Source organism: Rhizobium sp. SRDI969 (assembly GCF_025152725.1).
GTDB classification, from domain to species: domain Bacteria; phylum Pseudomonadota; class Alphaproteobacteria; order Rhizobiales; family Rhizobiaceae; genus Rhizobium; species Rhizobium leguminosarum_I.
This window is the reverse complement of the sequence record NZ_CP104035.1, coordinates 744,699-761,738: the sequence shown is the minus strand read 5'-3', so window position 1 is coordinate 761,738 and position 17,040 is coordinate 744,699. Positions and strand designations below refer to the sequence as shown.

The 17,040-nt window shown below is 61.4% G+C and carries 22 protein-coding genes; 13 read left to right on the top strand and 9 right to left on the bottom strand.

The features are described 5' to 3' along the window. Window positions 1-103: 103 nt before the first annotated feature. A complete protein-coding gene (locus N2A41_RS03675) occupies window positions 104-880 on the bottom strand; it encodes a DsbA family protein (RefSeq protein WP_222387146.1) in 777 nt (258 codons plus the stop codon). A 207-nt stretch (window positions 881-1,087) separates the two neighbouring features. Next, window positions 1,088-1,312 (bottom strand): type II toxin-antitoxin system RelB family antitoxin, encoded by a 225-nt coding sequence (gene relB / locus N2A41_RS03670; protein ID WP_260110308.1) that lies wholly within the window; start codon window positions 1,310-1,312, stop codon window positions 1,088-1,090. Between the two features lie 58 nt (window positions 1,313-1,370). Here relB and N2A41_RS03665 point away from each other — a divergent pair, with 58 nt between their 5' ends. After that, window positions 1,371-1,736, top strand: a complete 366-nt coding sequence (locus tag N2A41_RS03665; RefSeq protein ID WP_260110307.1) for a hypothetical protein — start codon at window positions 1,371-1,373, stop codon at window positions 1,734-1,736. A gap of 33 nt (window positions 1,737-1,769) precedes the next feature. Here N2A41_RS03665 and N2A41_RS03660 read toward each other — a convergent pair whose 3' ends face one another. After that, window positions 1,770-2,267: a DUF721 domain-containing protein gene (locus N2A41_RS03660; protein WP_222387144.1), complete on the bottom strand. Its 498-nt coding sequence runs from the start codon at window positions 2,265-2,267 to the stop codon at window positions 1,770-1,772. Window positions 2,268-2,375: 108 nt separating this feature from the next. On the opposite strand from N2A41_RS03660, the gene mutY reads away from it, so the two are divergent. From mutY to N2A41_RS03645, 3 genes are read left to right on the top strand one after another with little or no spacing between them, the layout of a single operon-like run. Further along, on the top strand, window positions 2,376-3,479 hold the full coding sequence (mutY, locus tag N2A41_RS03655) for an A/G-specific adenine glycosylase (protein ID WP_260110306.1): 1,104 nt from the start codon (window positions 2,376-2,378) through the stop codon (window positions 3,477-3,479). Between the two features lie 2 nt (window positions 3,480-3,481). Further along, window positions 3,482-4,096 carry an HAD family hydrolase gene (locus N2A41_RS03650; protein WP_260110305.1) on the top strand — a complete coding sequence of 205 codons (615 nt, stop codon included), beginning with the start codon at window positions 3,482-3,484 and terminating at the stop codon, window positions 4,094-4,096. A 5-nt stretch (window positions 4,097-4,101) separates the two neighbouring features. Beyond that, window positions 4,102-4,467: a nuclear transport factor 2 family protein gene (locus N2A41_RS03645; protein WP_170259768.1), complete on the top strand. Its 366-nt coding sequence runs from the start codon at window positions 4,102-4,104 to the stop codon at window positions 4,465-4,467. Window positions 4,468-4,621: 154 nt separating this feature from the next. Here N2A41_RS03645 and N2A41_RS03640 read toward each other — a convergent pair whose 3' ends face one another. The 3 genes from N2A41_RS03640 to N2A41_RS03630 form a co-directional block, all read right to left on the bottom strand. Then, a complete protein-coding gene (locus N2A41_RS03640; protein ID WP_170259767.1) occupies window positions 4,622-5,776 on the bottom strand; it encodes a site-specific DNA-methyltransferase in 1,155 nt (384 codons plus the stop codon). A gap of 154 nt (window positions 5,777-5,930) precedes the next feature. Beyond that, a complete protein-coding gene (locus N2A41_RS03635; RefSeq protein ID WP_260110304.1) occupies window positions 5,931-6,281 on the bottom strand; it encodes an antibiotic biosynthesis monooxygenase family protein in 351 nt (116 codons plus the stop codon). Further along, a complete protein-coding gene (locus tag N2A41_RS03630; RefSeq protein WP_164055556.1) occupies window positions 6,278-6,607 on the bottom strand; it encodes an NIPSNAP family protein in 330 nt (109 codons plus the stop codon). Before N2A41_RS03630 ends, N2A41_RS03635 begins: the two co-directional genes overlap by 4 nt. Before the next feature lie 69 nt (window positions 6,608-6,676). Between N2A41_RS03630 and N2A41_RS03625 the strand changes: the two genes are divergently transcribed. Continuing rightward, window positions 6,677-7,363, top strand: coding sequence for an ArsR/SmtB family transcription factor (locus N2A41_RS03625; RefSeq protein WP_260110303.1), 687 nt, complete (start codon window positions 6,677-6,679; stop codon window positions 7,361-7,363). A 394-nt stretch (window positions 7,364-7,757) separates the two neighbouring features. Here the strand turns inward: N2A41_RS03625 and N2A41_RS03620 are convergent, their stop codons facing one another. Next, window positions 7,758-8,120, bottom strand: coding sequence for an oxidoreductase (locus tag N2A41_RS03620; protein ID WP_260110302.1), 363 nt, complete (start codon window positions 8,118-8,120; stop codon window positions 7,758-7,760). 297 nt (window positions 8,121-8,417) lie between these two features. Then, the gene (locus tag N2A41_RS03615; RefSeq protein WP_222387140.1) at window positions 8,418-8,639 is read right to left on the bottom strand and encodes a hypothetical protein; all 222 of its coding nucleotides are present in this window, start codon (window positions 8,637-8,639) and stop codon (window positions 8,418-8,420) included. Window positions 8,640-8,926: 287 nt separating this feature from the next. Between N2A41_RS03615 and N2A41_RS03610 the strand changes: the two genes are divergently transcribed. The 7 genes from N2A41_RS03610 to N2A41_RS03580 all read left to right on the top strand — a co-directional run bounded on the left by N2A41_RS03610 (window position 8,927) and on the right by N2A41_RS03580 (window position 14,597). Next, on the top strand, window positions 8,927-9,499 hold the full coding sequence (locus tag N2A41_RS03610; protein ID WP_260110301.1) for a hypothetical protein: 573 nt from the start codon (window positions 8,927-8,929) through the stop codon (window positions 9,497-9,499). Between the two features lie 51 nt (window positions 9,500-9,550). After that, window positions 9,551-9,901, top strand: a complete 351-nt coding sequence (locus N2A41_RS03605; RefSeq protein ID WP_260110300.1) for a hypothetical protein — start codon at window positions 9,551-9,553, stop codon at window positions 9,899-9,901. Between the two features lie 9 nt (window positions 9,902-9,910). Continuing rightward, window positions 9,911-10,354 carry a hypothetical protein gene (locus tag N2A41_RS03600; protein WP_162119400.1) on the top strand — a complete coding sequence of 148 codons (444 nt, stop codon included), beginning with the start codon at window positions 9,911-9,913 and terminating at the stop codon, window positions 10,352-10,354. A gap of 222 nt (window positions 10,355-10,576) precedes the next feature. Beyond that, a complete protein-coding gene (locus N2A41_RS03595; RefSeq protein WP_222387139.1) occupies window positions 10,577-12,409 on the top strand; it encodes a methyl-accepting chemotaxis protein in 1,833 nt (610 codons plus the stop codon). Window positions 12,410-12,597: 188 nt separating this feature from the next. Further along, a complete protein-coding gene (locus N2A41_RS03590; protein WP_017963159.1) occupies window positions 12,598-13,287 on the top strand; it encodes an HAD family hydrolase in 690 nt (229 codons plus the stop codon). A 246-nt stretch (window positions 13,288-13,533) separates the two neighbouring features. Further along, complete coding sequence (locus tag N2A41_RS03585; protein WP_162119398.1) at window positions 13,534-14,169, top strand: DUF433 domain-containing protein; 636 nt, start codon at window positions 13,534-13,536, stop codon at window positions 14,167-14,169. After that, window positions 14,166-14,597 (top strand): type II toxin-antitoxin system VapC family toxin, encoded by a 432-nt coding sequence (locus N2A41_RS03580; RefSeq protein ID WP_017963156.1) that lies wholly within the window; start codon window positions 14,166-14,168, stop codon window positions 14,595-14,597. Before N2A41_RS03585 ends, N2A41_RS03580 begins: the two co-directional genes overlap by 4 nt. Window positions 14,598-14,701: 104 nt before the next feature. On the opposite strand, the gene N2A41_RS03575 is transcribed toward N2A41_RS03580, so the two are convergent. Then, a complete protein-coding gene (locus N2A41_RS03575; RefSeq protein WP_260110298.1) occupies window positions 14,702-15,349 on the bottom strand; it encodes a hypothetical protein in 648 nt (215 codons plus the stop codon). 263 nt (window positions 15,350-15,612) lie between these two features. Between N2A41_RS03575 and thrC the strand changes: the two genes are divergently transcribed. Beyond that, a complete protein-coding gene (thrC, locus tag N2A41_RS03570) occupies window positions 15,613-17,037 on the top strand; it encodes a threonine synthase (RefSeq protein ID WP_260110297.1) in 1,425 nt (474 codons plus the stop codon). The last annotated feature ends 3 nt before the right edge of the window (window positions 17,038-17,040 follow it).

The window sequence follows — 17,040 nt, the reverse complement described above, 5'->3', positions numbered from 1 at the left end:
GGTGCCGGCAGGCGGATGAGGGGGCCACACCTGCAAACTGCGCTGAAAACGAAAAACGGGCGCACGGCTTTCGCCGTCGCCCGTTCTATCGAAACGATCCGGTTCAGAGCAGGCTGTCGATGAGCTTCGACATGGTGTCAACCGGCATGTCTCCAGAGTAGCGCTTGCCATTGATGATGAAAGTCGGTGTGGCGTTGACGCCGAAATCCTTGGAACCTCTTTCCCGCGTGGCGTTCACTTCATCCAGAAGCTTCTGGTTCGTCAAGCATTTCGTGAAGCTATCCTCAGTAAATCCGGCAAGCTTCGACATCTGCAGCAGTGCGCCGCGGCCATCATCGGCGGCGGCCCAGACCTGCTGCTGCTTGAAGAGCATCGAAACCATCGGGAAATACTGTTCCGGCGTGCTCAACTGCTCCGGATTGGAGGCGCTGCAGCGGGCGAGCATGAAGGCTGCGGCAGCGCGCGGGTCGAAGGGGAACTCGCGGATGATGAACTGCACCTTGCCGGCATCGACGTATTTCTGCTTGATCGCATCGAAGGTGGTGTTGTGGAAATGGGCGCAATGCGGGCAGGTCATCGACATATATTCGACGATCTTGACCGGGGCGTCGGCCTTCCCCAGCGCCATTTCCGGCAGCGCGCCGGGCTTCAGCACTTCCGCCATGTCGACATCGCCATCGGACTGCGGCATTTCGGTCGCCGAGGTGGCGGCCGTCTGCACGGTGTCGACATTGGTGCCGTCAGCCATGGTCTTGCCGGAGGACGAAGCATCGGCAGCGTCCTTGCTGTCGTTGCAGGCGACAAGCGCGACGGCAGCTGCGGCGATGGCGATACCGCTGAGCAAGCGGCGTTTCGTCAGTTGCATTTCGGACATCTGCATGGATTCCCCATAAATATGAGATTGACGGCATGACTGTGCGATATAACGGCTGGCGGCCACTCACAAGGCACGGTTCGCCAACTTCCTTCAAAGAATTGTGACCGCGGGAAGACCATAGATCAAAAATTGCGAGATTGGAGCTTTTGCCCGATTTCACCTGCAGAGATCGCAAGGGTTGCCTACCTCGTACCGGCTGCTCGATGAAACTCAGTTATCCAAGCCATGACGCGCCAACAGCTCGGCCAGCGGCACGGTATCGCTCTCTTCGCGACGAAGTTCTTCGAGGCGCCTTTCGGCAAGATAGATATCTTCGACGTCGTCGAGATGCGCGAGGATGGCTTGCCGCGCATAGAAGCTCTTGCTGCGGCCGGTACGCCTCGAAAGCTCAATCAGCCGCGCTTCGATATCAGGGGGCAACTCCAAGACCAGCATGACTTTTCTGCCGTCTGCTCTACAGGTATAGCAGACGACTATTCAAGGGGAATTTTGAATGCATTCTTTGACTAAGACTTTTCTCTACGGCTTGCTTATTGCCTCTATCGTATCGGCCATGAACGTCACGAGCGTGCTTGCCTCTGAAGAGGGCGGCAATGTTGTTTTCAATCAGATGCTTAAATGTCTAAAGCTGCCTGCGGACGCGCCGAGCGCTTATGACTTCATAGTTGTTGCGGTAATCAAGGACGGATCTGCGGACTTTTTATCGATCAACTTCCGCACGCCGCCTTCCGAATGGGAAAAAACGGCAGCCCCGTTGATCGCCGATGCAATCACACAGTGCGAGCCTTATAGCTCGATCTCGGGCAGGACGGAATTCGCTGTAACCCGTGAGCTTGTCGAAGCAGGATCAAAAAACTAAGCGCGTTGCCGGTAAACTTGGGCGTCTTGCTCATCAGCGTTGATTTCCCCGCTTGCCCATCACCGCCGTCCCTAAGCGCTGGATCGCTTGGCGCAACTTGTCGTTCTCTATCCCGTCCATCATGCCTTCGAGCTTGCGGGCGGCTTCGCCCTTTAGCGGCGGCGGGGTGCGGGAGCGGCGGATGGCCTGTGAGACCGGCTTCTGGACGATGCGGATCTGGTGAACGGCGGCAAAGCCGAAGAAGCTGTTGATGCGCTGGATGAGTTCGCCCTGGGCATGGGTGAGGAACAGCGCGCGCGCGCCTTCGCAGGCAATCGTCAGCACGCCGGGGCGGAAGCCGCCGGTCTCATTGCCGCCGCGGGCCCAGGCGATCTTTTCCGGCCGAGTGCAATCGGCGAAATCCTCGCCGGCGATTTCGCTCCACGAGCCGAGCAGCGCCGTGTTGATGCCGGCGCGCCGGGCAAGCACGGGATCGATCAGCCCGTTCGCCAGCTCGGAGATCTGTTTTGCACCTTTGCGTGGATAACTCATCGAAACCCTTCGGCGACGCCGCCAATTCGCATGCCAATTCGCACAGGCGACTTGATCGCGCGGCATTGCTTCGCCAAGTATAGGCACTTCCCCCCATCGCGGCAAATCATGACGATCACCACATTCGACACGCCCTCAGCCAAGCCCCTGCTCGACTGGTACGATCGCCACCACCGCGACCTGCCCTGGCGCGTTTCGCCCGGTATGGCGGCCCGCGGCGTCAAACCCGACCCCTATCGCGTCTGGCTGTCCGAGGTGATGCTGCAGCAGACGACGGTGCAGGCGGTCAAACCCTATTTCGAACGATTTCTCCAGCGCTGGCCCGAGGTGACCGATCTTGCCGCAGCCGAAAACGATGCTGTCATGGCCGCCTGGGCGGGGCTCGGCTATTATGCGCGGGCCCGCAACCTGAAGAAATGCGCCGAAGCGGTGGCGAACGAGCATGGCGGTATCTTTCCCGATACCGAAGAGGGCCTCAAATCCCTGCCCGGAATTGGCGACTATACGGCCGCCGCCGTCGCGGCAATCGCCTTTAACCGGCAGGCGGCTGTCATGGATGGCAATGTCGAGCGGGTGATTTCCAGGCTCTATGCGATCGCCACGCCGCTACCGGCCGCCAAACCCGCGATGAGAGAGAAGGTGGCGCTGCTGACGCCTGAGACACGGCCCGGCGATTTCGCCCAGGCGATGATGGATCTCGGCGCGACGATCTGCACGCCGAAACGACCGGCCTGTTCGCTCTGTCCGTTCCGTGGTGCGTGCGAGGCGCTGAAGCTTTCCGATCCCGAGCTTTTTCCGGTGAAGGCGGCAAAGAAGGAGAAGCCGGTCAGGTATGGCGCGGCCTTCATCGCGGTGACCGCTGATGGCGAGATCCTGCTCAGGCGGCGCATCGACAGTGGCCTGCTCGGCGGCATGACCGAGGTGCCGACGACGGCGTGGACGGCGCGCATCGACGGCGAGACCTCGGCTGTCGCCGCGCCCTTCGAAGCGGCATGGCAGGCCTCCGGCACCGTCATCCATATCTTCACCCATTTCGAACTCAGGCTTTCGATCTGGCGCGCGGCGATTGCGACCAAAGTCGCCATGCATGACGGCCCGAATGACGGATGGTGGGAGCCGGTTACAAATCTTGAAGCCCAGGCGCTGCCGACAATCATGAAAAAAGCGATCGCAGCGGCTATTCCTCTCGCGTTTAAAACATCCAAGGGATGACCATGACAACCGACATAAGACATATCGTTTTCGATATCGGCAAAGTCCTAATTCATTACGATCCGCATCTTCCCTTCAGCCGCCTCATCCCTGATGAGACCGAGCGCAACTGGTTCTTCGCCAATATCTGCACCCATGATTGGAACATCGAGCAGGACCGCGGCCGCACCTGGGCGGAGGCCGAAGCGCTGCTGATTAAACAGCATCCGGCGCGTGAGGAGCATATCCGCGCCTTCCGCAAATATTGGCACGAGATGGTGCCGCACGCCTATGACGACAGCGTCGCGATCATGGAAGGGCTGATTGCCGAAGGGCGCGACGTGACGATGCTGACAAACTTCGCCTCCGACACGTTCCGCGAGGCGCAGCAACGCTTCCCCTTCCTGACCAAACCGCGCGGCGTCACGGTTTCCGGCGATGTCGGTCTGATCAAGCCCGATATCGCCATCTACGAGACCCATACCAAAAGTTTCGGCCTCGATCCGGCAGCGACGATCTTCATCGACGACGCGCCGGCCAATGTCGAAGGCGCCAGGGCTTTCGGCTGGAATGCGGTGTTGTTTTCGGGGCCCGAGAAGCTGCGCAGCGATCTCACGGCTTACGGATTGAAGGTCTGAGACCCATGACTTTCGACCCAGCAGAAGAGATCGAACGTTTTCACGCCGCCATCAATGCCCTCGATTTTCCAGCAATCGAGGCCTATTTCGCCGAGGATGCGACCTATGTCTCGAACGGCGTCGGCGACCTCACCGGCCGCGCCGAGATCATGGCCGCCTTCCGGCGTTATTTCGACGACTATCCCGATCAGACTGCGGAAAATTCGTTGGTGGAAACATTGACGCCACTCTCCGGCCGGTCGGTCTGGTCGGTACGCGCCACCCACAGCAAATCAGGCAAGCCGCTGGTCCGCGAGGGCGAGGAGACGATTACCTTCAACGCGGAAGGCCGCGTCACTCGGGTCGAGGTCACCGACTACCAGGAGTTCTGACTGGAGCAATTCCAGCAAAAGTGTAGAGCGGTTTTGCGTCCGAATTGCACAAAACAAAAAAGAGGACGCCCGGGTTTGACCCCGGGCGCCTTGGTCTTCTTCCGCAACTGGAGGGAAACCGGAAGAAGGTATCTCGATCTGGCGAAGGCGCTGCTCACTCCGCCTTTGCCAGATCACTGCGGATGACGGACCTGAGATCGTCGATCGGGCGCAGGGACTGCCCGTCTTCGAAATGCCAGAAGGTCCATCCGTTGCATGCATCGAGGCCCTGCACCTTGGCGCCGAGACGATGAATGGAGCCGGCCTCGCCGCCGGATGCTACCGTGCCGTCGGCGCGGACAATCGCGCTATAGCGGCGCTTGGCGTCGGTCAGCACCTGGCCGGGCTTGATCAGGCCGCTTTCAACAAGCACGTTGAATGCGACGCGCACTTCGGCCTTCTTGCCGGTCATGACGGTCAGTTCCGCCTTGCCGAGCGGCTCGACGGCAGCGATGCGGGCGGAGGCCGCATCGATATAATCCTGCTCGCGCTCGATGCCGACGAAGTGGCGGCCGAGACGCTTGGCGACGGCGCCCGTCGTTCCCGAGCCGAAAAAGGGATCGAGCACGATATCGCCGGGCTTGGTCGAGGCCATGATGACGCGGGCAAGCAGCGCTTCCGGCTTCTGCGTCGGATGCGCCTTTTTGCCGTCCTCGCCCTTCAGCCGCTCGCCGCCGCTGCAGATCGGGAAGAGCCAGTCGGAACGCATCTGTACGTCGTCATTCGCCGCCTTCAGCGCATCGTAATTGAAGGTATAGCCCTTGGCCTTGGCGCTGGGGCTTGCCCAGATCATCGTCTCATGGGCGTTCTGGAAACGGCGGCCCTTGAAATTCGGCATCGGGTTGGTCTTGCGCCAGATGATGTCGTTGAGGATCCAGAAATTCAGATCCTGCAGCGTGGCGCCGACGCGGAAGATATTGTGGTAGGAGCCGATCACCCAGATCGACCCGGTGGGCTTCAGCACGCGGCGGCAAGCCAGCAGCCAGGCGCGGGTGAAGGCGTCATAGGCCTCGAAGGAGGCGAACTGATCCCATTCGTCGTCGACGGCATCGACCAGCGATTGATCGGGACGATGCAGCGTTCCGCCGAGTTGCAGATTATACGGCGGATCGGCAAAGATGATATCGACGGAGTGGCTGGGCAGAGCTTCAAGGGCGCTGACGCAGTCGCCCTTGATGATCGTGTCAACCCAGGAATCCGTCCGGGATCCCGGCCGGGAATCCGACTTGACGGAAGCCTTGAGGTCGGCAAGCGGAAAAACTGATGCCATTTAAATACTCACTCATACGCTCTACGCTTAACTGTCCGTTATGGTTACGCAACTTAGTTACCAAAGCCTGAAGCGGTGGCCGATTTCGGGAATTTATTCGGGTGCCCGATGAGTAAGCGGCAAACGTTGCCCGATGCCGGCCGGCCGCCGGCGATCAGGCGGCATCATGAACTTTGCGGCTATCGGCCGGCGCTTCGTCGCGTTCGAACATGCCGTAATCGCGCACCACACTGGCGATGCGCAGGCGATAGTCGGCGAAGATGCCGCTGCGGCCGGCCTGCTGGGCTGCCCGGTGAGCTTCGAGATTGCGCCATTCCTTCACCGCCTCCTCGTCGCGGAAAAACGAGAGCGACAGCAGCTTGCCGCGTGTCGTCAGGCTCTCGAAACGCTCGATCGAGATGAAGCCGTCGATCTTTTCGAGTTCGCCGCGCAACTCGCCGGCGAGATCGAGATATTTGTGGCGTTCGCCCATATAGGGCACGACTTCGAAGATGACGGCGATCATGACAGCACCAGCTTGGCGTGAGGAGCGGAGACATTTTTGAGAAAGATGCGATCCTCCTTCAAGATGAAGCCTTCGCGTCTGGCAAATTCGTAATTCTCGCGTCCGAGCGGGTCGGCAGCCAGCCGGGCACGATAGGCTTCGTAAGCGGCGAGGCTTTCGATATTGTAGACGCCGTAAGCCGTCGTCGCCGATCCCTCATGCGGGCCGTAATAGCCGATCAGGTCGGCGCCGTTCTTCGGAATCGCCTGGCCCCAGTTGCGGGCATATTCGGCAAACGCCTCCTTCTTGAAAGGGTCGATCTCGTATCGGATGAAGCAGGTGATCATGGTTTTCTCCTTTGGCTCTTCACGTTTTCGCACATTGCGTGACTGCGATGCTTCGGTTACGATCGAACTATGAAGGAAGGTCCTGACATTGCGCAGATCGGCGCGCTCATCGGCGATCCAGCGCGCGCCAACATGCTGGCGGCACTCACCGGCGGCCGGGCGCTGACGGCGACCGAGCTTGCCGGCGTCGGCGGCATCACCGTGCAGACGGCGAGCACGCATCTTGCCAAGCTCGAGGCCGGCGGCTTGCTGACCCAGCGCAAGCAGGGCCGCCACCGTTATTTCACGCTGGCCGACGAAGCCGCTGCCCGGCTGATCGAAAGCATGATGGGTTTTGCCGCCGGGCGCGGCCATCTGCGTCACCAGCCGGGCCCGAAGGAGCCGGGGCTGCGCAAGGCGCGCATCTGCTACGATCACCTTGCCGGCGATTACGGCGTGCGCATGCTCGACAGCCTGATCGCTTCCGGATCGATCGACGCGGTCGGCGATGGCCTGGCGCTGACGGAAAAAGGTGAAAGCGACCTCAAATGCATCGGCATCGATGTCAGCGACCTCAGATCCTCGCGCCGCCCGCTCTGCCGCTCCTGCCTCGACTGGAGCGAAAGACGCGCCCATCTGGCCGGCAGCCTCGGCAAGGCCCTACTCTCGAGCTTCCTCGACAAAGGCTGGGCGCGGCGCACGGCGGAAAGCCGCTCCATCCTGTTTTCACCGGAAGGCGACCGGCAATTTCTGATGCTTTTTCCGGTCGATTCATAGGTCGGGACGGATCTAAAAAATGTTGGCGCGCGATCCCGGCTCTAGCTCTTCACCACCCATCCGGCTCCCATTGCGCCAATGCCCCAGAACGCCAGCACCCAAGAGAGCCTCACCCTGAGGTGCCCGCAGGGCCTCGAAGGGCGAGGCGGGTGCACCGGCGTTGATAGAGGCAAGGAGAAGCGTCTCGGCGTGTCCTTCGAGGCTTCGCCCTGCGGGCTGCGCACCTCAGGATGAGGTCTGGTGGAGCGTGCCGACCGCAGATGAGCAGCATTCTGCGGATGACAGCTCGCCAGTCATAGCTTTTCACAAATAGGCACAACCGGAGCATGGCGTCAGCTCAGGCAGCTTGCCGTGGAGGCGCTGCCAGGGATCCAGTCATAATCGGATGCGTCTTCTATTGGCAGGCGGTGGCGGAATCCGGCTTGTTTGTCGTCGTGCCGGAGGGTGCCGAATTGCCGGGCTGGCCTGCCTGCTGGCGCTGGCAATCGTCCGGATCGCCGCCGGAGTTGTTGACGCCGTTCATTCCTCCTGCGCCTCCTCCATCTGTCGAATTCGCGCCCGAATTGCCAGAGCCCGAATTGCCGGATCCCGTGCCGCCGGAACCGGAATCCGACCCGCTGCCGCTACCGGAGCCGGACGCGCCGCTGCTGCTGCCGGAGCCGGATCCGGAACCGCCGCTGCCGCCGCCGGATTGTGCGATGGCGGCCGTTGTCAGGCCAAGTGAAAGCGCTGTTACTGCGAGCAGTCTCAGAAGCATTGGAATCTCCTTTTTGCTTCACCAGGGATGGTGTGCGAACCGGGATTCCTTCGATTTGTTCCGATGAAAATGCGCGGGATCTTGCCGTCTCACGACGGTTTCAAGCGCGCCGCTTAACCTTCCCGGCCCTCACGCAGCTGCCCTCTTTTCATCTTCCTGCCGCACATGCGCCCGCCGTGCCGCCGGCGTGAGGGCCAGCGCCGCGTGATTGCTCTCGGCTGCACCGAGGATGCTTTCATCCTCCTTGATTTCGCGCAGCTACGCACCCGTCGTCGGCTCTCGCAGGTTACCCAGCGCTTAGCAGCCCTTCTTCCTCATCTTCTTTTCGAGCTTGGCTCTCTTTTCGGGCCCATCCCCGACATGTTTGCCGCCGGTCAGACCATGATCCATCATCGCCTGCATCTGGGCGCAGGTTCGGTTGTGGTGGTGCTTGCCGCCCTTGGCGGTGACGTCGGTGGATGTGGAGGCAAACAGCAGCGCTACGGCTGCCGCCGACCGGACGAACGCTGCAAGCCTCATTTCCCCTCTCCTCTTGCCCCGCATGCTACGCCCGAGCCGGTGAGCCCGCAATGAGGATGGTGTCGCGCCAGCCAGGAAATGTCGGAGTTCCGAACAGCCGGACGGGCGGGAACGCGCTCCCATCGTGCTCGATCGTCAACCATGGCGGCGAGGATCGGACCAAGGTCTGAGGCCCATCCGACTGAGGGCCTAAGACAGGAACAGTGGGGTGAGAGCCAAGTTTGTCAGACAGCTATCCATCCATTCCGGATGCGACGGCACGTTAGAAACAAACGGAGGAATACACCATGATGAAGGCAACACATCTGGCCTTGGCGGCCGCCCTTCTGGCCGGCACGGCTGTTTCCGGCTTCGCCCAATCGTCTAGCACCGTCGGCACCGGCGGTTCGTCGGCCGGCGGCGGAACTGCGAGCAGCACGATCGGTACTGGTGGCAGCTCTGCCGGGGGCACCTGCCCTGCCGGCGCTACCAACTGTAATTCCGGCTCGTCCTCGACGCTCGGCACCGGCGGCTCGTCGGCCGGCGGCGGTACATCGAGCAGCACCGTCGGCACCGGCGGCTCCGCTGCGGGCTCCGGCTCCGGCTCTGGGTCTGCTTCGACGCTTGGCACCGGCGGTTCGTCGGCCGGCGGCGGCACCTCCAGCAGCTCGGTCGGCACCGGCGGCTCCGCCGCAGGCTCGGGCGACGCGAACTCGGCCTCGAGCGTCGGAACCGGTGCTTCGTCAGCGGACGGAGACAAGACCGGCAGCACAGTCGGCACCGGCGGCAGCGCTGCGGGAAGCTCTCACGACAATAAGGGCAAGAAGGGCTGTGCACCCGGACAGGTCAAGAAGGACGCCGCCGGCACCAAAGACTGCTGACGATGTCGGCCGGCGCCTTATGGCGTCGGCCAATCCCTTGGAGATAGACCAATGACCAGCTTTTCCACTATCGCAATGGGCGCTTCACTCGCCCTGATCGCCGGACAGGCAATGTCCGAGGAAATCAAGCTCGACGACGGAACGACGTGCACCATCGTCCAGTCTCAGTCGTCGCAGGGGGACATGTCGTCCACCGTAACGGCCGGTAACGGTCATGTTTCCTCATCGACCACGACCGGCGGCGGATCGACCGGTACCTCTTCGTCATCCTCCTCCGCCGGCTCCTCGGCCGGATCGGGAAGCGTCGACAGCTTTTCGACGGCGAGCATTACCCGGCCTGACGGCACCGTCATCACCAAACGGTCCGACGGAACCTGCTCGGTTACGAAACCCAAGAAGTAGGAGATAGCAATGAAACCTATCAACCTTATCGCGGCCGCCTCGATCGCGCTGCTGGCGTCGACCCCGGCCGTCCTTGCCGAGGATTGCATCGCGGCCGGAACGGTCGGATCGGCCGGAAGCGCCTCGGCAGGCGACACATCCGCAAGCTCGCTCGGAACCGCCGGTACTTGCCGGACCGACGACGGCACCACCTCTTCGATTGGATCGGGGGGAAGTGCAGCCACGACCGATGGTAAGGCGCAAAGCAAGACTCACGTCAACGACAATGGCGACCAGCTGAAGGCCCAGACCAAAGCCCAGGCTGTGGACAAAGGGACGTTCAGCAAGTCTCGCACAAAGACCAGCACCGACGGGAGCACGCTGGATAGCACGACACGCACGATGTCGCACGTCCCCGGCGAGAAGCCGGTCAAGAGCACCACCAATAAGAAGATCATCCTGCCGGAACAATAGCCGGATGGGGCTCGTCCTCGCAGACAAGTATCGCGCATCTCCTTCTGGCGCCCGCGGCTGTCCGTTGCAGACATCAGCTCCACGGCGCCAGAGGGATCAGCATTGCCCGGAGTTACGGGGTATGCAACCTGTTGTTTTAATTCAGCCAAGTGAGGTAACGCTGAGAAATCATTAATCATGTTCCGGTATTCTCACGTTCTGAATCAACGTGAGAATCCTGTCATGGCATCGATCCAGCATAAGATCATCATCGCGAGTATTGCGATTTTCGGGTTGGCAGGCGGCGCAACAGGCGTCGGTATCTGGTCGGCCTCCATTCTTACCGCAAACAGCGCCGATGTCAGCCAGTCAGCGCAAATTCTGCGCAACCACATGCAGGCCGACATGATGCACGACGCGCTGCGCGCCGACGTACTCGCATCGATGCTGGCATCCAACCCGGCAGCGGGCATCGGCGCTGACGCGGTGAAGGCAGATCTGGTGGAGCACGAGGCGTCGTTCCGCGAGATGATCGACGCCAACAAGGCGCTTGCCACCGACGACAAGACCAAAACGATCCTCGCCGGCGTCGAACGTCCCCTGCTTGCCTATATGGAAAGCGCCACTGCGATGGTCGATCTCGCCGGCAAGGATCCCACCGCGGCGTTGAAGGCATTGCCGGATTTCATGGCGCAGTTCTCGACGCTGGAAACGGCCATGGAACAGGCCGGAGACCAGATCACGGCGGCGTCGGACGATATTTCCAAGCACAGCTCCGAGATAAAAGCTTCGGTCGATATCGTTCTGAAAGCACTTCTGGGCTTGGCCGCGCTCTTCGCCTATGGCCTCTATTTCCTGACCCGCAAGACCGTCACCAAGCCGATCCTTTCGCTTTCCAACGATATGCAAAAGCTCGCCGGCGGTGACACAGCCATTGCCTGCAGCGGGATCGGCCGCACCGATGAAATCGGAACGATGGCATCGGCCGTCGAAGTCTTCCGCCAGGCGGCGATTGCCAACAAGCAACTCGAGCAGGACGCCGAGGCAGCCCGATTGCAGGGCGAAGCCGAGCGGATCACGGCCCGAAAGCAGGCTGACGAAGATGCAGCCGTTCGGCTGCGGGCAGCGACATCAGGCCTCGCCGCAGGCCTGAAGCGGCTTGCATCCGGCGATCTCGCCTTCCAGATCGACGAGCCCTTCGCCCCGGACTTTGAAAACCTCCGGCATGATTTCAACATGTCGATCCGGCAGCTCGATCAGACGCTCGGCGCGATCGCGACCGCTATTGCCGCGATCGACGAAGGCACCAGGGAAATCGCGTCCGGGGCCGGCGATCTGTCCAAACGAACCGAACAGCAGGCAGCCGCTCTCGAAGAAACCGCCGCGGCACTCGACCAGATCACCGCCAATGTCTCGAACTCGAGCAAGCGCACCGACGAGGCACGCACTGAAGCGACCGATGCAAACCGCAATGCCGTCAAGTCTTCGGAGGTCGTGTCGCATGCCGAAGAGGCCATGCGCCGCATCGAGGCTTCGTCCCAGCAGATCTCCAGCATTATCGGCGTGATCGACGAGATCGCCTTCCAGACCAATCTGCTGGCGCTGAACGCCGGCGTCGAAGCGGCGCGCGCCGGAGACGCCGGCAAGGGCTTTGCGGTGGTGGCCCAGGAAGTTCGCGAGCTCGCCCAGCGATCGGCCCAGGCGGCAAAGGAAATCAAAGGCCACATCCAGAAATCCTCGGTGGAAGTGGAAAGCGGCGTCAAACTGGTTCTCGACACCAGCCAGGTTCTGAAGGCGATCAGCGAACAGATTGCCCGCATCAATCAGCACATGGATGCAATTGCCGTATCGGCCAGAGAGCAGTCGACCGGCCTTGCCGAAGTCAACACCGCGGTCAACTCCATGGACCAGGTGACCCAGCAGAACGCGGCAATGGTGGAGCAATCCACCGCGGCATCCGGCCAGCTTGCCCAGGAAGCTGCCACGCTGCGCGAACTCGTTTCCCGGTTCAAGCTTCGGGCGACAGCGCCGACGCAATCTGTAACTGGACGTCGGGGTGGGCAGCTGGCGGCCTGACGGCTGCTATCTGCTCGCCATTGTTCGGTCCCAAGTCAACCCGACACGACCGATCCGGCAACCGCCAGGGAGCCGGGCGGCTGCCGCATCGCAGCCATGCTTGAGATCAGGTTGAGCTTTGGCCGGGCATCGTGTAAAGCCGCAGCATTCCCGGACAAGACCCAGACTTTCAGCAAGGCGTGAACATTATGGACGGCTTCGACCTCATCATCTTCGATTGCGACGGCGTTCTCGTCGATTCGGAAATCATCGCGGCTGAGGTCGAATCCGGACTTCTGACAGAGGCCGGATATCCGATCAGCGCCGAGGAAATGGGCGAGCGCTTCGCCGGCATGACGTGGCGCAACATCCTGCTGCAGATCGAGCGCGAGGCAAGCATCCCGTTTTCGGCCTCCCTGCTCGACAAGTCGGAGCATCTGCTCGACCTCAGATTGGCGCAGGACGTCCAAGCCATTCCGGGCATCGAATTCGCCGTCTCCAGGCTGGCAATGAAGCGCTGCATCTGCTCGAATTCGAGCACCAAGCGGCTCGACATGATGCTCACCAAGGTGGGCCTCAAGCCGCTGTTTGCGCCGAATATTTTCTCCGCCAAGGATCTTGGCCCCGACCGCGTCAAGCCGAAGCCCGACATCTTCCTGCATGGCGCAAGCCAGATGGGCGTTTCGCCCGACAAGGTCGTCGTGGTCGAGGATTCCGTCCACGGCGTGCATGCGGCGCGTGCCGCCGGCATGCGCGTCATCGGCTTTACCGGCGCCTCGCACAGCTATCCCGCCCATGCCGACAAATTGACGGATGCCGGCGCCGAAACGGCAATCTCCCGCATGAACGACCTGCCAGGCGTCGTTGCCGCACTGGCGGCCTGGGAAGGCGTTCTCTGAGGCGCCTTAGGTTCTGAGGCCGCGATCTGTGACTATGCCGACGATTCTGATCGGGACAGCGGCAGCTTCAAGCCCCGCTGACATCGGTGTTCTAGAACCTGAATAAATCGAAGCTGAGAAATGGGTTTCCCACCTCTGCGCCAATCGGCGCGGAATTGAGGACGGCAATGAAGCTGTCGTTCGATCTTTCCTTGCTACGCGCTTAAATCATCCCTATATTGGAGATCAATTAGCAAGGGAACGCTTATGCCTGCTACCCACGCTCTCACTTTGACTGAGGCCGGTTACGTCCTGAACCGGTCCGCGACCGCTCTCAACAAGGCTGTCGATACAGGTGTTATCCGCGCGCGCCAGCGCAAGGTCGGTAGCGCTGTTCAGCGGCTTTTGGGCCCCGCAGAAATGCGTTTTTTGCTCGTCGCCGACGGCCTCGATAAGGACCTAACTCCTGCCGGCCGTCGCAGACTATACGATGCGATCCGTCAACTCTCTTTCGACGCTCATCGTGTCAGTCTCGGGGAAATCGAGCTCGACCTGGGGAAGATAGATGCAGATCTCGAAACTCGGCTTCAGCGCCTGGAAGCTTTGCGAGAGTGGGTAGACGTAGAGCGTGGAGAACCGCTGATAAAGGCTACGCGCGTTCCGGTCCATATGGTGGCAGCACTTGCCCGCGGACAGACAGTCGCGGAGATCGTCGAGGATTTTCCTTCTCTCAGCCGCGAGCAGGTCGAGGCCGCCATCGAATACGCGAAAGCATATCCGAAGCGGGGGCGACCCTATCCATCCCGCAGTCTCAAGCGATCGCTCGCCGACCTCGCCGAACTTGGGGCCTTCGATGAAGTCGACGGAGCAGCCGATGTTGCAGGCCCGCGAATAATTCCGTGACCGGCTACTTGCTGGACGAGAATGTCTTGCGTGAGTTCAGCCCGCGAGGGAACGCCAACGTCCGCAAGTGGATCGCCGGCGTCGATGACGCGGAACTGCGCCTCAGCGTAGCGACGCTATTCGAGAAGCGCCGAGGTGCTGAAATGCTCAAACGGCGCGACCCGGAACGCGCCGCTGCTATCATTCGAGGAATTGCCAACCTGGAGAAAGCGTTTGCAGATCGGATTTTGCCGGTGGACGCCCCAGTTGTGGAAGAATGGACGCGCCTGCTCGGAGCCAAGAACAAGGACCGCTGGGACTTGGCGCTTGCAGCGACTGCGCGCGTTCACCGCCTCGTGCTTGTCACGCGTAACATCAAAGATTTCGAGGGCCGCGGTACGCGGCTGCTCAATCCGTTCACCGATCCCCCGGAGCGGATCGAGCCCTAGAATAGGACGTCGTCCGAAAACCGCTTCCCGCCTTTCCTGAGATTGGCTTTCCTTTTCACGCAATTCCGGACGGAAAACCGCCGCGCACTTTTCCTGGAATTGCTCTAGCTGCTCTTCTTGGTCTTTGCCGGCTGGGTGTCGAAGCCGATGTTGACGCGCACCAGGGCGCCGGAGCCGACCGGCATCTTGATGCCGTCCTTGCGGAAGACCACCTGGGTGCCCGGCGCACCCGGTGGGATCTCGGTCGGGAACTTGGTGACCTCGGAATAGAGCACGGTCTCGCCATCGACGACGGAGATGCGGATCGGCAGCGTCAGGGGGCCCGGCGTGCCGGCCGGGCCGGTGATGAGGCGCAGTTGGGCAACGACCGTCATCGTCAGGTTCGTGTCGTTCAGCGTGCACTGGCGGGTGTAATCGCCGAAGGAAGCCTGGAAGACGATCTGCTGCGGATCGTCCTTCTTGCCCTTGGCATAGGTGCGGAAGATCGCATCCTGGTCACGCATGAAGATCTGTGGGCAGGCGCCCTGGACGACGGGAGCGACCGTGCCCTGCGCCGTCGTCGCCGTGCCGATCGAGGGATTATTCGAGGATGGGTTGGCGGGCGCCAGCGGCATGATCTGGGCGGTGCCGTTCGACTGCGTCGCCGGCGCCGACGACTTGCTGTCGCCACCTATACCGAGCGAGTTGCAACCAGTGAGCAAGGCAAGAAAAGATGCGGAGACGATGAGACGCGAGACCTTGCCGAGCACCATATTCCATCCCTTGTACAAGCGTTTCTTGGAGGCCCCATGTCTTTTTCGCGGGGCCTTTCATGACGGTTTGCGATGGTCTATATCAGCGGCGTAAACAAAAATCGATTGGGTAAGCGCCGTTTTGATGCACTTTTCGCCGCCGGATGCGGGCAACCTCAACAGCATATCCGCGATGCCATGCCTGCAGGGCGGCCTCTTTTCGATTTCCAGCGGACCGGGCCACGGCGGCGCCCGGCCGGATTTCCTTCAGCGATAGATCAAGGATGACGAACGTGGACTATATCTCGACCCGCGGCGAGGCCCCTTCCCTCGGCTTTTGCGACGCCCTGCTGACGGGGCTGGCGCGCGATGGCGGGCTCTACGTTCCGCGCAAATGGCCGAGCTTTTCGAAGAAGGAGATCCGCGCGCTGCGCGGCAAGTCTTATCAGGAAATCGCCTTCACCATCCTGTCGCCCTTCACCAACGGCGAAATCCCCGACGACACCTTCCGGGCGATGATCGACGAGGCCTACGGCACCTTCCGCCATCCGGCAATCGCGCCGCTCGTCCAGACCGGGCCGAACAGCTTCGTCATGGAGCTGTTCCACGGCACGACGCTCGCCTTCAAGGACGTGGCGATGCAATTGCTCGCCCGGCTGATGGACTATGCGCTCGAGAAGCGCGGCGAGCGCGCGACGATCGTCGGCGCCACCTCGGGCGACACCGGCGGGGCGGCGATCGACGCTTTCGCCGGCCGCGAGCGCACCGACATCTTCATCCTCTTCCCGCATGGCAAGGTCTCGCCGGTGCAGCAGCGGCAGATGACGACCTCTTCGTCGCCGAACGTGCATGCGCTTGCCGTCGAGGGCAATTTCGACGATTGCCAGAACCTCGTGAAGGCGATGTTCAACGACGTGGCCTTCCGCGACAGGGTTCGGCTTTCCGGCGTCAACTCGATCAATTGGGCGCGCATCATGGCCCAGATCGTCTATTATTTCACGGCGGCGGTGGCGCTCGGCGGCCCCGACCGGAAGATCTCGTTCACGGTGCCCACCGGCAATTTCGGCGATATATTCGCCGGCTACTGCGCCAAGCGCATGGGCCTGCCGATCGACCGGCTGGTGATCGCCACCAATGAAAACGACATCCTGGCGCGGATGCTGAAGACCGGTCGTTACGACATGAAAGCGGTCAAGGCGACGAGTTCGCCATCGATGGACATCCAGATCTCCTCGAACTTCGAACGGCTGCTGTTCGAAGCCTATGACCGCGACGCCTCGAAGGTGCGCGCGGCAATGGAAAGCCTCAAGCAATCCAACGGCTTCGAGATCGGTGCGCAAGCGCTGAAGGCGATCCGCCGCGACTTCCGCGCCGGGCGCGCCAGCGAGAAGCAAGTGGCCGAGACGATCCGCCAGACCCACGCCGAGACCGGCTATCTGCTGGATCCGCATTCGGCGATCGGCGTCTTCGTCGCTGCCAAGAAAGAAAAGCCGAATACGCCGATGGTGACGCTTTCGACCGCGCATCCGGCGAAATTCCCCGCCGCCGTAAAATCCGCCTGCGGTATTGACCCGACGCTTCCGACGTGGCTTGCTGATCTGATGCACAGGGAGGAGCGTTTCCAGATCATCAAACCGGAGCTGAAAGCCGTTGAGACTTTTATCGGCCAGCATGCCCGCGGCGAGACGACAGCAGGCGCAGAAAGATAGCCA

What these genes read in the sequence shown, in the direction of transcription:
- N2A41_RS03640 (WP_170259767.1), bottom strand. Translation starts at nt 5,776, where the DNA reads ATGGCATCAGTTTTTCCGCTTGCCGACCTCAAGGCTTCCGTCAAGTCG.
- N2A41_RS03605 (WP_260110300.1), top strand. Translation starts at nt 9,551, where the DNA reads ATGACCAGCTTTTCCACTATCGCAATGGGCGCTTCACTCGCCCTGATC.
- N2A41_RS03600 (WP_162119400.1), top strand. Translation starts at nt 9,911, where the DNA reads ATGAAACCTATCAACCTTATCGCGGCCGCCTCGATCGCGCTGCTGGCG.
- N2A41_RS03675 (WP_222387146.1), bottom strand. Translation starts at nt 880, where the DNA reads ATGCAGATGTCCGAAATGCAACTGACGAAACGCCGCTTGCTCAGCGGT.
- N2A41_RS03635 (WP_260110304.1), bottom strand. Translation starts at nt 6,281, where the DNA reads ATGATCGCCGTCATCTTCGAAGTCGTGCCCTATATGGGCGAACGCCAC.
- N2A41_RS03665 (WP_260110307.1), top strand. Translation starts at nt 1,371, where the DNA reads ATGCATTCTTTGACTAAGACTTTTCTCTACGGCTTGCTTATTGCCTCT.
- relB (WP_260110308.1), bottom strand. Translation starts at nt 1,312, where the DNA reads ATGCTGGTCTTGGAGTTGCCCCCTGATATCGAAGCGCGGCTGATTGAG.
- N2A41_RS03590 (WP_017963159.1), top strand. Translation starts at nt 12,598, where the DNA reads ATGGACGGCTTCGACCTCATCATCTTCGATTGCGACGGCGTTCTCGTC.
- N2A41_RS03650 (WP_260110305.1), top strand. Translation starts at nt 3,482, where the DNA reads ATGACAACCGACATAAGACATATCGTTTTCGATATCGGCAAAGTCCTA.
- thrC (WP_260110297.1), top strand. Translation starts at nt 15,613, where the DNA reads ATGACGAACGTGGACTATATCTCGACCCGCGGCGAGGCCCCTTCCCTC.
- N2A41_RS03615 (WP_222387140.1), bottom strand. Translation starts at nt 8,639, where the DNA reads ATGAGGCTTGCAGCGTTCGTCCGGTCGGCGGCAGCCGTAGCGCTGCTG.
- N2A41_RS03585 (WP_162119398.1), top strand. Translation starts at nt 13,534, where the DNA reads ATGCCTGCTACCCACGCTCTCACTTTGACTGAGGCCGGTTACGTCCTG.
- N2A41_RS03575 (WP_260110298.1), bottom strand. Translation starts at nt 15,349, where the DNA reads ATGGTGCTCGGCAAGGTCTCGCGTCTCATCGTCTCCGCATCTTTTCTT.
- N2A41_RS03620 (WP_260110302.1), bottom strand. Translation starts at nt 8,120, where the DNA reads ATGCTTCTGAGACTGCTCGCAGTAACAGCGCTTTCACTTGGCCTGACA.
- N2A41_RS03630 (WP_164055556.1), bottom strand. Translation starts at nt 6,607, where the DNA reads ATGATCACCTGCTTCATCCGATACGAGATCGACCCTTTCAAGAAGGAG.
- N2A41_RS03610 (WP_260110301.1), top strand. Translation starts at nt 8,927, where the DNA reads ATGATGAAGGCAACACATCTGGCCTTGGCGGCCGCCCTTCTGGCCGGC.
- N2A41_RS03595 (WP_222387139.1), top strand. Translation starts at nt 10,577, where the DNA reads ATGGCATCGATCCAGCATAAGATCATCATCGCGAGTATTGCGATTTTC.
- mutY (WP_260110306.1), top strand. Translation starts at nt 2,376, where the DNA reads ATGACGATCACCACATTCGACACGCCCTCAGCCAAGCCCCTGCTCGAC.
- N2A41_RS03660 (WP_222387144.1), bottom strand. Translation starts at nt 2,267, where the DNA reads ATGAGTTATCCACGCAAAGGTGCAAAACAGATCTCCGAGCTGGCGAAC.
- N2A41_RS03645 (WP_170259768.1), top strand. Translation starts at nt 4,102, where the DNA reads ATGACTTTCGACCCAGCAGAAGAGATCGAACGTTTTCACGCCGCCATC.
- N2A41_RS03625 (WP_260110303.1), top strand. Translation starts at nt 6,677, where the DNA reads ATGAAGGAAGGTCCTGACATTGCGCAGATCGGCGCGCTCATCGGCGAT.